Consider the following 14,387-nt stretch of genomic DNA (forward strand, 5'->3'; position numbering starts at 1 on the left):
AGGAGTGGATGGTGAACGGAAGGTGAACTGGGCGCGGAGTCGTGGTTCCGAAGGTGTCCGGGGGGTTGCGGTCAGGCCGTGGAAGGGTGGAGATCAGGCCACTGATCAGCGGTTCTGTCCGGATTGGTCCGGTCTGGTCAGGGTTTGTTGAGAGGTGTCTCACATCCCGGGTGAGATCACGCTGAGAATTCACCGAACCGTCCGGTAACCCCCTGTCTGGCCGGGCGGGCGGCGTGGCAGGATCGGGGGCGATTGCCAGGCTGAGGGGCCCGGCCGACGGCTGGGACTACGGGGAGGGCGGGCAGATGCACGCTGGGGTGCGGACCACGGACAACGGCGTGCGGCCCTGGGTGCGCGCCGCCCTGCGCTGCGGCGCGGTGCTGGCGGTCGCCGCACTCGCGCTGACCTCGGCCGGGACGGCCTTCGCCGCGCCCACCCCGCCGCCGGCGCCCTCCTTCACCGTCTCCCCGGGCCAGGACCCGCTGGCCGCCGCCAAGGCCACCCTGGGCCCGATGCTGGACCGGCTGCACGAGCTCTACCGCGAGGCCGAGGCCGCCACCGAGCAGTACAACGGCACGGTCGCCAAGCTCGCCGAGCAGCAGGCCGTGGTGGCCGACCTGAAGAGCCGTCAGACCTCGCAGCAGGCGGCCGTGGAGGCCGGCGGCGACCTGGCCTCGCTGCTCGCCGCCGCCCAGTACCGCAACGGCAACGCCTCCGAGATGGCCGAGCTGCTGCTCGCCAAGGACCCGTACGAGGCCGTCGTGCTGGCCGAGCTGCTGGCCGCGGCCGGCCGCTCGCAGAGCGAGTTCCTGGACAAGCTGAAGGCCGACCGGGCCTCGCTGACGGTGCTCCAGCAGCTGGCCGAGGCCTCGCTGGCCCAGGCCCAGGCGCTGCTCACCCAGCAGGAGGCGGCCAAGGCCGACGTGGCCAAGCGCCTCGCCGAGGTCGAACAGATGGTCAGCTCGCTGACCGGCGCCCAGCGCACCGAGCTGGAGCAGCTGGAGAAGACCCGGGCCGACGAGGCCCAGCTGGCCTTCCTGGCCTCCGGTGCGCTCGGCAAGGGCGAGCGCACCCCCTCCCAGGCCGGGCGGAAGGCGGTCGCGTTCGCGCTGGCCCAGCTCGGCAAGGACTACCTCTGGGGCGGCACCGGCCCGGACAAGTTCGACTGCTCGGGCCTCACCTCGCAGGCCTGGCTGGCCGCCGGGGTGCGGATCCCCCGGGTCAGCCAGGACCAGTGGGCCGAGCTGGCCAAGGTGCCGCTCAACCAGATGCGGCCGGGCGACCTGGTGGTCTACTACGGCGGCGCCACCCACATCGGGATGTACATCGGCGGCGGCCTGATCGTGCAGGCCCCGCGCACCGGCGCGGTGATCAAGGTCTCGCCGGTCGGCGCGATGCCGATCCTCGGTGCCGTCCGCCCCGACCCGGAGTCCGCCCCGGACGACCAGGGCGGCGCCTGGAAGGTGCCGGACATCCCCAAGGGCGCGGACGGCGTGACGCCGATCCAGCCGACAAAGCAGGAGAACCTGCCGCCCGTCCCGGTCACCCCGCAGCAGCCCGGCACCGGCTCGGGCACCACCCAGCCGCCGGCCACCGGCACCCCCTCGGGCTCCGGTTCGCCGTCCGGTTCGGGCACTCCGTCCGGCTCCGGCTCGCCCTCCGGTTCGGGTACTCCGTCGGCCTCGCCCTCGGGCACCCCGTCGGGTTCGGGCTCGCCGTCGGGCTCGGGCACCCCGTCCGGTTCGGGCTCCGCCAGCCCCTCGGCGGACGCCTCGGCCCCGGGCACCCCGTCGGCGGACGCCTCGGGGGCGGGCCAGTCCGCCTCGGCCTCCGCCTCCGGCTCGCAGAGCGCCGCGGGGGGCACCGCTACGCCGTGACCGGCTCCTCCTCCGGGAGCTGCATCTCCGGGCGGCCGGTGACCAGCAGCCAGGCCGGCAGGGCGGCGACGCAGAGCATCGGCAGCAGGGCGGTGTCCGGCACCAGCACCGCCGCCGTGAAGAGGCTCATCCAGCCCTGCCGGGTGACGGCCATCAGGACCCCGAGCACCGCGCAGGTCACCGAGAGCGCGGGTGGCACGGAGTCGAAGAGCGCGCTGAACGCGAAGCCGAGCGCCACGGCGGCGAACACGGCGGGGAAGATCCGGCCTCCCCGGAAGCCGCAGGAGGCGGCGATCACCAGGGCGACCAGCTTGACCACGGCCATGCCCAGGAGCGCGCCGAAGCTGTAGTCGGCGTACTCCAGCGCCAGCTCCTTGGCCTCGTCCAGCCCCTTGAACAGGGTGAGGTGGCCGCCCAGCGCGCCGAGCGCGCCGAGCACCAGGCCGCCGACCGTCAGCATCGCCACCGGGTGCGGGATCTGACGGAAGGTCCGGTGCACCAGCGGGAAGGCGTAGACGGCGGCCAGGCCGAAGGCGGCGCCGAGCGCGCCGATCACCAGGGACCAGCCGACGTCGGCGATCCGGGCGCCGGGGTAGCCGGGGATCTTGATGACGAACTCCTGGCCGACGATCAGCAGCGTGGTCATCGAGCCGGTGACGGCGGCGATCAGCGGGGCGAACAGCCGGTCCCAGAGCGCGCCCGGGCCGGGCAGTTCGGAGAGGATCAGGGCTGCGGCCAACGGGGTGCCGAAGAGTGCGCCGATGGTGCCGGCCGCGGCCAGCGAGACCCAGAGCGCGGGGCCGGTGGAGGGCAGGAACCGGTGGCCGATCCACCAGGCGAGCGCGATGTTGATCATCGTGATCGGGTTCTCCGGCCCGAGGCTCACCCCGCCCGCCAGGGCCAGGATGGTGGCCACCGTCAGTCCGGGCAGGATCAGCGGGGATACCGGCGGGTCGACCAGGCCGGTGGTGGCCGGGTCCGGCCCGGCGTGGCCGGGCGCCTTCCAGACCACCAGGCCGACGGCGGCGCCGGTCACCGTCAGCACCACGATGATCCACCAGGGGGTGAAGTCGCCGATGCCGATGCCGCCCGGGATGACGTCCCAGAGCAGGTGGTCCAGGCGCTCGGCGACCTCGCTGATCGCCAGCAGGACGAGCGAGGAGCCGATGCCGGTCAGGATCGCCGGGCCGATCAGCGGGACCAGCTTGGCGGCCGGGGTGGGCGGACCCTCGGTCAGCTCCCGGCCGGCGGCGCTCTCGGGCTGGTCGGTGTCGGGCACGGCGGGACCTCCGGATCGGGTGAGCTGGTGTCAGATTAGGTGCAAATCCGACATATTGGCTCACTTGACCGGAGGTGTCGCGCCGTCAGGGGGAGGAGATCAGAGCCCGCTGTCCGGCTCGAAGCGGATCACCACGGCCTTGGAGGTCGGCGTGTTGCTGATCTCGGCGGTGGAGTCCAGCGGCACCAGCACGTTGGTCTCCGGGTAGTACGCCGCCGCCCCGCCCCGGGCCACCGGGTAGTGCACCACCTGGAAGTGCGGGGCCCGCCGCTCGGAACCGTCCCGCCACTCGCTCACCAGGTCGGTGTACGAGCCCTCGGCCAGACCCAGCGCGGCCGCGTCCTCCGGGTTCACCAGGACCACCCGGCGGCCGCCCGAGATGCCCCGGTAGCGGTCGTCCAGGCCGTAGATCGTGGTGTTGTACTGGTCGTGCGAGCGCAGGGTCTGGAGCAGCAGCCGGCCCTCGGGGACCACCGGGGCGGTCAGCGGGTTGACGGTGAAGTTGGCCTTCCCGGTGAGGGTGGGGAAGGTCCGGCTGTCCCGGGGGCCGTGCGGCAGGGCGAAGCCGCCGGGCGCGCGGACCTTGGCGTTGTAGTCGTCGAAGCCCGGTACCACCCGGGAGATCCGGTCCCGGACGGTGTCGTAGTCCTCGGCGAAGCGCTCCCAGGGCAGCTCGTCCTGCTCGCCGAAGACCGCCCGGGCCAGCCGGCAGACGATGGCCGGCTCGGAGAGCAGCTCGTCCGAGGGCGGGCGCAGGCCGCCGCGCGAGGAGTGCACCATGCCCATCGAGTCCTCGACGCTGACGAACTGGGCGCCGGCCGCCGTCCAGTCCCGGTCGGTGCGGCCCAGGGTGGGCAGGATCAGCGCCCGGGCGCCGGTCACCACGTGCGAGCGGTTGAGCTTGGTGGAGACGTGCACGGTGAGCGTGCAGCGGCGCATCGCCGCCTCGGTCACCTCGGTGTCCGGGGTGGCCGCGACGAAGTTGCCGCCCATCGCGAAGAAGACCTTGACCTTGCCGTCCCGCATGCCGCGGATGGTGTCCACCGAGTCCAGGCCGTGCTCGCGCGGCGGGGCGAAGCCGAACTCCTTCTCCAGCGCGTCCAGGAAGGCCGGGGCGGGTCGCTCGAAGATGCCCATGGTGCGGTCGCCCTGCACGTTGCTGTGTCCGCGGACCGGGCAGACGCCGGCGCCCGGCTTGCCGACGTTGCCGCGCAGCAGCAGGAAGTTGACGACCTCCCGGATGGTCGGCACCGCGTGCCGGTGCTGGGTCAGGCCCATCGCCCAGCAGACGATCACCTTGCGGGAGGACAGGGTCAGCTCGGCCAGCTGCCGGATCTGCTCCCAGGGCAGCCCGGTGGCGGCCAGCACCTCCGCCCGGGTGGTGGCCGCGGTCTCGGCGGCGAACTCCTCGAAGCCGTGGCAGTGCTCCTCGACGAAGGCGCGGTCCACGCCGTCCGGGGCGGCCAGGATCATCTGGTTGAGCGCCCGGAAGAGCGCGAGGTCGCCGCCGAGGCGGATCTGCAGGAACAGGTCGGTGAGCTTGGTGCCGTGGCCGGCCAGGCCGCGGGCGTTCTGCGGGTTCTTGAAGCGCTCCAGCCCGGCCTCGGGGAGCGGGTTGACGCTGACGATCGTGGCGCCGGCCCGCTTGGCCCGCTCCAGGGCGGAGAGCATCCGCGGGTGGTTGGTGCCCGGGTTCTGGCCCGCCACGATGATCAGGTCGGCCTGGTAGAGGTCCTTGAGGCTGACGCTGCCCTTGCCGACGCCGAGCGTCTCCACCAGGGCCGAGCCGGAGGACTCGTGGCACATGTTGGAGCAGTCGGGCAGGTTGTTGGTGCCCAGGCGGCGGGCGAACAGCTGGTAGAGGAACGCGGCCTCGTTGCTGGTCCGGCCGGAGGTGTAGAACGCGGCCTCGTCGGGGGAGGCGAGCTGCTTCAACTCCTCGGCGACGATGGCGAAGGCGCGCTCCCAGGAGACGGGCGCGTAGTGGGTCGCGCCCTCGTCCAGCAGCATCGGCTGGGTGAGGCGGCCCTGCTGGCCGAGCCAGTAGCCGGAGCGCTCGGCCAGCTCCGCGACGGAGTGCTCCGCGAAGAACGCGGAGGTGATCCGGCGCTCGGTGGCCTCCTCGGCCACGGCCTTGGCCCCGTTCTCGCAGAACTCGGCGGTGTGGGTCTTGCCGGGCTCCGGCCAGGCGCATCCGGGGCAGTCGAAGCCGTCGGGCTGGTTCACCTTGGTCAGGGTGGCCAGCACCCGCTTGGGGCTCATCTGCTCGGCGGCCATCCGCAGGCTGTGCCCGACGGCGGGGAGGCCCGCCGCCGCGTGCTTCGGATCGGTGACCTTCGCCCGGTCCTGCGCGGGGTCGACCTGCGGCGGCTGCTTCGCCATGACGTCCTACTTCCTCGTACGGACCTGTCCGCCTCCCATCGTAGGTGTGGACGAATTCGGAGACACCGGGGGCGCGGGTGGTTGCGCCCCGCAGGGGCGCGAGGCTCCGCTGATCTGCGGCTCCGCCGCGCGGGCGCGCAGGGGAACGGCACCAATTAGCTGACGGAAGTGGTCACCCCGGGGGCGCGGGGCTCTGCCGATCTGCGGCTCCGCCGCGCGGGCGCGCAGGGGTACGGCACCAATTGGCTGACGGAAGTGGTCACCCCGGGGGCGCGAGGAACTGCGCGCAGCGGAAGGCGGCTCACCTGCAACTGAACCGCCGTCAGCCAGTTGCACGTGCTGCCGTTCCCCCGCGCGCAGTTCCTCGCGCCCCCAGGTCGCTGCAGCTGGACGTCGCGTCGCTAGGTGGCCGCAACCGGACGTCGCGTCGACAGCTCGGTCAGCAGCCGCCGCGCGACCGCGTCGTTCTGGCGGAAGCCCGGTGCGTTGGTGCGGGGGCGGGCGAAGGCGGTGTGGGTGCGGGCGGTGGTGAAGGGGCCGAGGGCGGTGCGGCGGGGGTGGGGGGTGCCGTCGGGGGAGAGGATGCGGGCGTCGGCGGGGTCGACCAGGAGCAGGCCGGTGGCGGGTTGGGCGGTGGCGGCTCCGGTGGAGAGGAGGCCGCGCAGGACGGGGTCGGTGGAGCGGTCCAGGGTGTGCTCGGGGAGGTAGGACTCGATCAGGGCGGTGCCGTGCACCAGGTGGCCGGGGACGGTGGGGCTGGTCGCGGTGAAGGTGCCGCGCCGTTCGTCGGTGGAGACGGACAGCTCGCCGCCGAGGAAGCGGACCACCCCCGCCTCGGCCAGTGCCACCAGCTCCCGCAGCCGGAACCCGGGCGGCCCGGAGGCGAGGAAGCTGAAGAAGCCGAACCACCACCCCTCCAGCTCCTCGGCCGTCGAACGGTCCGTCAGCCGGCCGGAGGCGACCAGCCGGGGCAGTTGGCCGAAGAGCGAGAGCAGGGCGAGGAACGCGCCGAGGTCGGCGCTGTGCGCGGGGTCGGCCCGGCGGTCGGCGTCCGCCTCGACGTACGCCAGCAGGTGCGCCTGGAACTCCTCCGGGGTGAACTCCCGCCCCGCCAGCGGCCGGTCCAGCCGTTCGAAGTCCAGCCGGTCCGCCGGGTCCGGGACGGCCTGGGCCACCAGCTCCGCCAACTCGGCGTCGTACCAGTCCAGTCGGTCGTACTCGGCGAGGAAGTCCGGCCACTCCAGGGCGACCCGCGAGGGATGGGCGTGGAAGAGCTCGTGGTAGTGCCCGAAGCCGATCTCCTTCGCCATCAACGGCCAGACGTCCCGCCGCAGTTGGAGCTCGCCGGGCAGCGCGAGCAGCCCGTCCACCGCCGCCCCGTCGAAGTACCGGGGGAGCGGGGCGGGCGGCCCCTGGAGCCGGTAGCCGGTCTTGGAGTGGTACGGGACGCCGCGCCGCGAGCCGACGTGCAGCACCGGCTCGGCGCCGGACGGCAGGTAGCGCAGCCGCCCGTCCGGGCGCTCCTCGTAGCGCCCGCCCCGGCCCTCGGTGAGCAGGACCAGCAGGTCGACGAAGGCCAGGCCGAAGCCCCGGACCAGGGTGTGCTCGCCGGGGGCGAGGCCGCTGAGGTCGGTGTCGGCGGTGAAGGCGGGCGGCAGGTGGAAGAGGCCGTGGCGGTCGGCGAAGGCGGCGAAGCGGGTGTGCCGGGGGTCGGGTTCGGCGGCCAGGTGGCCGAGGGCGAGCACCACCTGGTCGGCGGTCAGCACCCGGTCGGAGAGCTCGACCAGCTGGGGGCCGTCGGCCGGGCCGGTGACGGAGAGCACGGTGTCCCGGTGGATGGTGACCGTGACCTGTGGGGGCAGCTCGGCGAGGGCGCGGCGGAGCGCCCAGTCCAGGTAGGCGCTCTGGGCCCGGCGGGTCGGGAAGTCGGTGGGCGCCAGGGTGCGGAGTTCGGCCTCCACCGCCGCCGAGGCGACCGGCTGGTACGGGGCGAACTCCTCCTGGCGCGGGGCCCATTCGGCCAGCGAGGGCCCGGGCCGGACCGGCCCGTCGATCACCGAGCGCTCGTCGGTGAACAGGGTGACGTCCTCGGCCATCGAGTTCATCCGCAGCAGCGAGGACTGCGCGTCGCGCCAGATCCGGCCCGGGCCGGCCGGGTGCGGGTCGACCAGGTGGATGTCCAGGGGGTGGTCCGGGGGCAGCAGTCCGTCCGCGTTGGCGGCGATCCGCTCCAGCAGACCGGTGGTCCGGGGCCCGGCGCCGACGATCACCAGGGTGCTCATGCCCGTGCCCCCGCCCGGGTCGCCAGGGCCCGCAGCCGCTGGAGCGGCGTCGGTGGCAGTCCGCCCCGGCTGCTGCCGCGCGCGTAGTACCGCTCCAGGTAGTACTGGCCGACCGAGAGCAGGCTGGTCACCGCGACGTACCAGAGGGTGGCGACCAGCAGCAGCGGGATCACCTGGTAGGTCTGATTGTAGATCAACTGGGCCGAGTAGAGCAGGTCCTGGACCGCCAGCACCGAGACGATGCTGGTGCCCTTGAGGGTGCCGATCAGCATGTTCCCGGCGGTCGGCACGATGGAGCGCATGGCCTGCGGGACGACGATCCGGCGCAGCACCCGGGCCCGGCCGAGGCCGAGCGCCTGGGCGGCCTCCAACTGGCCGTGGTCGACCGAGAGGATGCCGCCGCGGACCACCTCGGCGGCGTAGGCCGCCTCGTGCAGGGTGAGGCCGATCACGGCGGTGAGGGTGGGGCCGAACAGGTTGACCGTCTTCACCGTGAAGAACTCCGGGCCGAACGGCAGGCCCAGGCCCACCGTCGGGTAGAGCGCGCCGATGTTGAACCAGAACAGCAGCTGGACCAGCAGCGGGGTGGAGCGGAAGATCCAGACGAAGCCCCAACTCAGGCTGCGCAGCAGTGGGTTGTCGGTCAGTCGGAGCACCGCCAGCAGGGTGCCGAGGGCGAAGCCGAGCACCATCACGGCGGCGGTCAGCCAGAGGGTGAGCAGCAGGCCCTGGGCGATCGCGGTGGTGGCGAAGTACTGGGCCACCACGTCCCACTGGAAGGCCCGGTTGCGCAGCACCGAGTTCAGCACCAGGGCGAGTACCAGCAGGGCCAGGGCCGAGGCGGCCCACCGGCCCGGGCGGCGCCGGGGCACGATCGGCGGGTCGTCGGCCAGTGGGGCGGCGGTGTCGGTCGGAGGGGTGAGGACAACGGTCATGGGGCGGCTCCGGATCGGCGGGCCACCGCGCCCGGCCGCGCCCCTCAACGCGTCCGGTTCCCGATCGTAGGCAGCCGACCCGTTCCCCTGTCAAGGCCGTCCCGAGCGGCCCGACGTTGCCTGCTGTGACCCGGCTGATAACAGAACATGAAGGAATCCCAGGGCAGTTGACGCCCCGTGAGGCCCGCTGTTCCACTCGAACCACCGGAGCCGCCCCCAGGGGTCGTCCGAAGCCTCCACTCCCGCCGCCGCGCGTACCCCCTCCCCTCGCACCGCCATGTCCGCACGTCCGAAAGGCCCGCCATGCCCGTCGAGTTCCTCGGTATCGCCGCCACCAACGACGGCTCGGAGACCAACCCCCGCAGCGGCGGCGCCTTCGACCGCGACTACACCCTGCGGCTGGCCCGCGCCCACGAGGACCACGGCTGGGACCGGGTGCTGTTCGCCTACGGGTCCGGCTCGCCGGACCCGGCGCCGGCCGCCGCGTACATCGCCTCCAAGCTGGACACCCTGCAGATCCTGCTGGCCCACCGGCCGAACGTCTCCTACCCGACCTTCGCCGCCAAGACCTTCGCCACCCTGGACCAGATCAGCGACGGCCGCCTGACGGTGCACTTCATCACCGGCGGCACCGACCAGGACCAGCGCCGCGAGGGCGACTACGTCACCAAGGACCAGCGGTACGACCGCACCCGGGAGTACATCGCCCTGGTGAAGAAGATCTGGACCACCACCAGCCGCTTCGACCACCACGGCGAGTACTACCGCTTCGAGGACTTCGTCGCCGACGTCTTCCCGGTCCAGCAGCCGCGCCCGCAGGTCTCCTTCGGCGGCTCCTCGGACGCCGCCTACGCGGCCGGAGCGGCCGAGGCCGACATCTTCTGCCTGTGGGGCGAGCCGCTGGCCCGCACCGCCGAGCAGATCGAGCGGGTGAAGCAGGCGGCCAAGGAGGCCGGGCGCACCGACGTGCCGCGGATCCAGGTGGCCTTCCGCCCGATCATCGCGCCCACCGAGGAGCTGGCCTGGGAGAAGGCGCACCGCACGGTGGACCGGATCCGCACCCGGGTCGCGGAGAGCGGCCTGCTGCCGCGCCCCAAGGGTGCGGAGGGCGAGTGGGCTCCCGAGAACACCGGCTCCCAGCGGCTGCTGGAGATCGCCGCCGCCGGAGAGCGCTACGACCGGGCGCTCTGGACCCCGACCGCCGCCGCGACCGGCGGGGCCGGCAACTCCAACGCCCTGGTCGGCACCCCGGAGACGGTGGCCCAGGCCCTGCTGGACTACTACGACCTCGGCGTGGACATCCTCTCCGCCCGTGGCTACGACCTGCTGGACGACGCCGTCGACTTCGGCCGGTACGTGATCCCGATCGTCCGCGAGGAGGTCGCCAAGCGGGACGCGGCCAAGGCGGCCGCCGGTGAGGCCGCCGCCGCATGACCGGCCTGCTGGAGGTCCGCCGGGTCCGCCTGGACGACCCGCTCGCCGAGCCGCTGGTCCGCGAGCTCACCCACGAGTACGTCACCCGCTACGGCCCGGGCGGCGCCCAGGAGATGACCCGCTTCCCGGCCGCCGAGTTCGCCCCTCCGGACGGCACCCTGCTGCTCCTGCTGACGGACGGTCAGCCGGTGGCCGGCGGCGCCTACCGCCGGTACGAGGACGACACGGCCGAGGTCAAGCGGATGTGGACGCACTCGGCGCACCGCCGCCGGGGCCTGGCCCGCCGGGTGCTGGCCGAGCTGGAGGCCGAGGCCGCCCGCACCGGCTACCGGCGGATGTACCTCACCACCGGCCCGCGCCAGCCCGAGGCCAAGGCGCTCTACCTGGCGGCCGGCTGGACCCCGCTGTTCGACACCGGCGCCCCCGGCCCCGACACCGGCCCGCTCCCCTTCGAGAAGCACCTGCACCTGACCGAGCCCGACCCGTTCCGGAAGGCACAGACCCCGTGAGACGCACCCCCGCCCTGACCGTCGCCGCCCTGCTGCCGCTGGCCCTGGCCACCGCCTGCGGCTCCGGTCCTGCCAACGCCCCCTCCCCAGCCGGGAGTTCGGCGCTGGCGGCGGCGAGCCAGGACGTGGTCTCCGCCGTCGCCAAGGTCGACTCGGTCGCGGCCCTGCTGCCCGAGGAGGTCCGCAAGGCCGGCACGCTCAAGCTCGGCGGTTCCTCCGGCACCCCGCCGAGCGCCTTCTACCCGGACCCGGCGGTGAAGAAGGCGGCCGGGATCGACGTGGACTTCACCGACGCGGTGGCCAAGGTGCTGGGGATCAGGATCCAGCGCGAGGAGGCCGCCTTCGAGACCATCCTCCCCGCCCTGGACAGCGGCAAGTTCGACCTGGGCACCGGCAACTTCGGGGTCACCACCGCCCGGCTGAAGACCATCGACTTCGTCACCTACATCAACGACGGCCAGGGCTTCGCGGTCCGCAAGGACGACACCGCCCGGCAGCCGGTGAAGACCATCGACGACCTCTGCGGCCTGACCATCGGCACCGGCGTGGGCACCACCTTCGAGACCACCCTGAACGCCAAGAAGAACGTGTGCACCGACGCCGGCAAGAAGACCTACGAGGTGCGCGCCTACTCCGACTCGGGCGCCACCCTGACCAGCCTCCAGCAGGGCAAGGTCGACCTGGTGATGTCGACCATCAACGGCCTGCGCCACCAGGCCGCCCAGCCCGCATCCGGCACCCGCTTCCTCAGCGAGTTCCGCCGGCTGGACGTCGGCTTCGCCTTCAAGAAGGGCTCCCCGCTCACCCCGGCCTTCCAAGGAGCCGTCAACCAGCTGATCCAGAACGGCACCTACGCCAAGATCCTGGCCAAGTGGGGTACCGCTGAGTCGGCCATCCCGGCGTCCGAGATCAGCCCGCCCGAGAGGCCCTGACCATGACCGCGACCGTGACCGAACGGCCGGCGGTGGCCGAGGACGACCTCGCCGACCTGCCCGTGGTGCCGGCCCGCCACCCCTGGCGGCTGGTGGCCGGGGTGCTGGCCCTGGTGGTGGTGGCCCAGTTCCTGCACGGGCTGGCCACCAACCCCGGCTGGGACTGGGCCACCTTCCGGGCCTTCGTCACCGCCGACACCATCCTGAGGTCCGTCGGGGTGACCCTCCAACTCACCCTCTACGGAACGGTGCTGGGCTTCGCCCTGGGAGCGGTGGTGGCCCTGCTGCGGCTCTCCCCGAGCCGCATCCTGCAGACCATCGCCTGGGCCTACGTCTGGGCCTTCCGCTCCATCCCGCTGATCGTCCAGCTGGTCTTCTGGTTCAACCTCTCGTACCTCTACAAGGAGTTCGGGATCGGCATCCCGTTCGGGCCGACCGTGGCCAGCTTCGAGACCATGGACCTGCTCGGCGCGCTCGGCGCCGCCGTGCTCGGGCTGGCCCTGCACCAGGCCGCCTACGCGGCCGAGATCATCCGGGCCGGGGTCATCTCGGTGGAGGCCGGCCAACTGGAGGCCGCCGCCGCGCTGGGCATCCCCCGGCTGCGCCAGCTGCGCCGGATCGTGCTGCCGCAGGCCATGCGCGCCATCCTGCCGAACGCCGGCAACGAGGTGATCTCGCTCTTCAAGGGCTCCTCCATCGTCTACGTGATGGCGATCGGCGAACTCTTCTACCAGGTCCAGGTGGTCTACGGCCGGACCGGCCGGGTGGTGCCGCTGCTGATGGTGGCCACCGTCTGGTACGTGGTGCTCACCACCCTGCTCTCGATCGGCCAGTACTACCTGGAGCGCCACTACGCCCGGGGCGCCGACCGCACCCCGCCGCCCACCCCGTGGCAGCAGCTGCGGTCGAGGCTCCGTCAGATCCCCGTCGCCGCAGGAGGCCGGACATGACCAGTACCGCGATGGTGGACGTCCGCGGCGTCCGCAAGTCCTTCGGCCGGCTGGAGGTGCTGCGCGGGGTCGACCTCCAGGTCGAGGCCGGGTCGGTCACCGTGGTGCTCGGCCCCTCCGGCTCCGGCAAGTCCACCCTGCTGCGGGCCATCAACCACCTGGAGAAGCTCGACCGCGGCCACGTCACCATCGACGGCGAGCTGATCGGCTACCGGCGCTCGGGCGGCAAGCTGTACGAGCTGAAGGAGCGCGAGGTGCTGCGCCAGCGCACCCACATCGGCTTCGTCTTCCAGAACTTCAACCTCTTCCCGCACCTGACCGTGCTGGAGAACGTCACCGAGGCCCCGGTCGGCGCGCTGCGCCGCCCCAAGGCCGAGGCCCGCGCGCAGGCGCTTGCCCTGCTGGACCGGGTCGGCCTGGCCGACAAGGCCGACGCCTACCCGCGCCAGCTCTCGGGCGGCCAGCAGCAGCGCGTCGCCATCGCCCGGGCGCTGGCCCTGGAGCCCAAGGTGCTGCTCTTCGACGAGCCCACCTCGGCGCTCGACCCGGAGCTGGTCGGCGAGGTGCTCGACGTCATCAAGGACCTGGCCGAGGCCGGCACCACGATGATCGTCGTCACCCACGAGATCGGCTTCGCCCGCGAGGTGGCCGACACGGTGGTCTTCATGGACGGCGGCGTGGTGGTCGAACAGGGCCCGCCCGCCGAGGTGCTGGACCGTCCGCAGCACGACAGAACCCGCAGTTTCCTCGCCAAGGTCCTCTGATCCGAATGGAGCCCGTCACCGTGTCCGCGCACCGCCGTTCCCTGCTCGCCCTGCCCGCCCTCGCCCTGCTGCTCGCCGCCTGCGGCGGCCCCGCCCCGGCGGCGGAGAGCAAGGGGAACACCGCGCCGGACGGCACCAAGGTCAACCTGACGGCCGACCAGAAGCGCGTCTCCACCGCCAAGGTGGACGCGATCGCCGCCCTTGTCCCGGAGGAGATCCGCAAGCGCGGCACGCTCAAGGTGGTCGACTCGCTCGGCACCGTCCCGCCGCTGGACTTCTACGCCGACGACAACAAGACGATCATCGGGGTGGAGCCGGACGTCGCCTTCCTGATCGGCGACGTGCTGGGCCTCAAGGTCGAGCTCAACCCGGTCTCCTGGGAGAACATCTTCGTCGGCCTGGACTCCGGCAAGTACGACGTGGGCCTGTCCAACATCACCGTCACCGAGGCCCGCAAGGAGAAGTACGACTTCGCCACCTACCGGCTGGACATCCTGGGCTTCGAGGCCAAGAAGGGCTCCGGCTGGAAGGTCAGCGGCCCCAAGGACGTGGCCGGCAAGACCATCTCGGTCTCCTCCGGCACCAACCAGGAGAAGCTGCTGGTCGCCTGGAACGAGGAGAACGTCAAGAACGGCCTCAAGCCGGTGGACATCAAGTACTTCCAGAACTCCTCCGACTACTACCTGGCGCTGGGCTCCGGCCGGATCGACGCCCACCTCGGCCCCAACCCGGTCGCCGCCTTCCACGCCGCGCAGACCGGCGAGACCGAGATCGTCGGCACCTACTCGGGCGCCGGCGCCCAGGTGCTCGGCAAGATCGGTGCCACCACCAAGAAGGACAACGGCCTGGTGAACGCGCTGCACCAGGCGCTGGACACGGTCATCAAGAACGGCACCTACGGCCAGGTGCTCAAGCGCTGGGGGCTGGAGAACGAGGCCGTGCAGTCCTCCGAGCTCAACCCGCCCGGTCTGCCGAAGACCAACCAGTAGCCCGAAGTTCTCCTCCCGGCCGCCCGGGTGTGGTGGACTCGCCTCGACGCGGGC

General features: G+C 72.6%; 11 protein-coding genes. 7 read left to right on the forward strand and 4 right to left on the reverse strand.

The window, feature by feature from the left end:
- The first annotated feature begins 305 nt into the window (after positions 1-305).
- Positions 306-1,877 carry a C40 family peptidase gene (locus ABD946_RS36755; protein ID WP_345290061.1) on the forward strand — a complete coding sequence of 524 codons (1,572 nt, stop codon included), beginning with the start codon at positions 306-308 and terminating at the stop codon, positions 1,875-1,877.
- Here the strand turns inward: ABD946_RS36755 and ABD946_RS36760 are convergent.
- The 4 genes from ABD946_RS36760 to ABD946_RS36775 all read right to left on the reverse strand — a co-directional run bounded on the left by ABD946_RS36760 (position 1,867) and on the right by ABD946_RS36775 (position 8,755).
- Positions 1,867-3,156: an ion channel protein gene (locus tag ABD946_RS36760; RefSeq protein WP_380150125.1), complete on the reverse strand. Its 1,290-nt coding sequence runs from the start codon at positions 3,154-3,156 to the stop codon at positions 1,867-1,869. The genes ABD946_RS36755 and ABD946_RS36760 overlap by 11 nt on opposite strands.
- A 99-nt stretch (positions 3,157-3,255) precedes the next feature.
- Complete coding sequence (locus ABD946_RS36765) at positions 3,256-5,538, reverse strand: FdhF/YdeP family oxidoreductase (protein ID WP_345290063.1); 2,283 nt, start codon at positions 5,536-5,538, stop codon at positions 3,256-3,258.
- A gap of 401 nt (positions 5,539-5,939) precedes the next feature.
- Positions 5,940-7,820, reverse strand: a complete 1,881-nt coding sequence (locus tag ABD946_RS36770) for an FAD/NAD(P)-binding protein (RefSeq protein ID WP_345290064.1) — start codon at positions 7,818-7,820, stop codon at positions 5,940-5,942.
- Positions 7,817-8,755 carry an amino acid ABC transporter permease gene (locus ABD946_RS36775; protein WP_345290065.1) on the reverse strand — a complete coding sequence of 313 codons (939 nt, stop codon included), beginning with the start codon at positions 8,753-8,755 and terminating at the stop codon, positions 7,817-7,819. The genes ABD946_RS36770 and ABD946_RS36775 overlap by 4 nt, the downstream gene beginning before the upstream one ends.
- A 303-nt stretch (positions 8,756-9,058) precedes the next feature.
- Here ABD946_RS36775 and ABD946_RS36780 point away from each other — a divergent pair, with 303 nt between their 5' ends.
- Genes ABD946_RS36780 through ABD946_RS36805 form a run of 6 tightly spaced genes read left to right on the forward strand, consistent with a single transcriptional unit; the run spans position 9,059 to position 14,333 of the window.
- Entirely contained in the window at positions 9,059-10,189 is a 1,131-nt protein-coding gene (locus ABD946_RS36780; protein WP_345290066.1) for an LLM class flavin-dependent oxidoreductase, read from the forward strand.
- Positions 10,186-10,698 carry a GNAT family N-acetyltransferase gene (locus ABD946_RS36785; protein WP_345290068.1) on the forward strand — a complete coding sequence of 171 codons (513 nt, stop codon included), beginning with the start codon at positions 10,186-10,188 and terminating at the stop codon, positions 10,696-10,698. The genes ABD946_RS36780 and ABD946_RS36785 overlap by 4 nt, the downstream gene beginning before the upstream one ends.
- Positions 10,695-11,630: an ABC transporter substrate-binding protein gene (locus ABD946_RS36790; RefSeq protein WP_345290069.1), complete on the forward strand. Its 936-nt coding sequence runs from the start codon at positions 10,695-10,697 to the stop codon at positions 11,628-11,630. The genes ABD946_RS36785 and ABD946_RS36790 overlap by 4 nt, the downstream gene beginning before the upstream one ends.
- A gap of 2 nt (positions 11,631-11,632) precedes the next feature.
- Positions 11,633-12,580, forward strand: a complete 948-nt coding sequence (locus ABD946_RS36795; RefSeq protein ID WP_345290070.1) for an amino acid ABC transporter permease — start codon at positions 11,633-11,635, stop codon at positions 12,578-12,580.
- Complete coding sequence (locus tag ABD946_RS36800) at positions 12,577-13,344, forward strand: amino acid ABC transporter ATP-binding protein (protein WP_345290071.1); 768 nt, start codon at positions 12,577-12,579, stop codon at positions 13,342-13,344. The genes ABD946_RS36795 and ABD946_RS36800 overlap by 4 nt, the downstream gene beginning before the upstream one ends.
- 20 nt (positions 13,345-13,364) lie before the next feature.
- On the forward strand, positions 13,365-14,333 hold the full coding sequence (locus ABD946_RS36805) for an ABC transporter substrate-binding protein (protein WP_380150124.1): 969 nt from the start codon (positions 13,365-13,367) through the stop codon (positions 14,331-14,333).
- Positions 14,334-14,387: the final 54 nt, after the last annotated feature.

It is taken from the genome of Kitasatospora albolonga (assembly GCF_039535905.1).
Classification (GTDB): domain Bacteria; phylum Actinomycetota; class Actinomycetes; order Streptomycetales; family Streptomycetaceae; genus Kitasatospora; species Kitasatospora albolonga.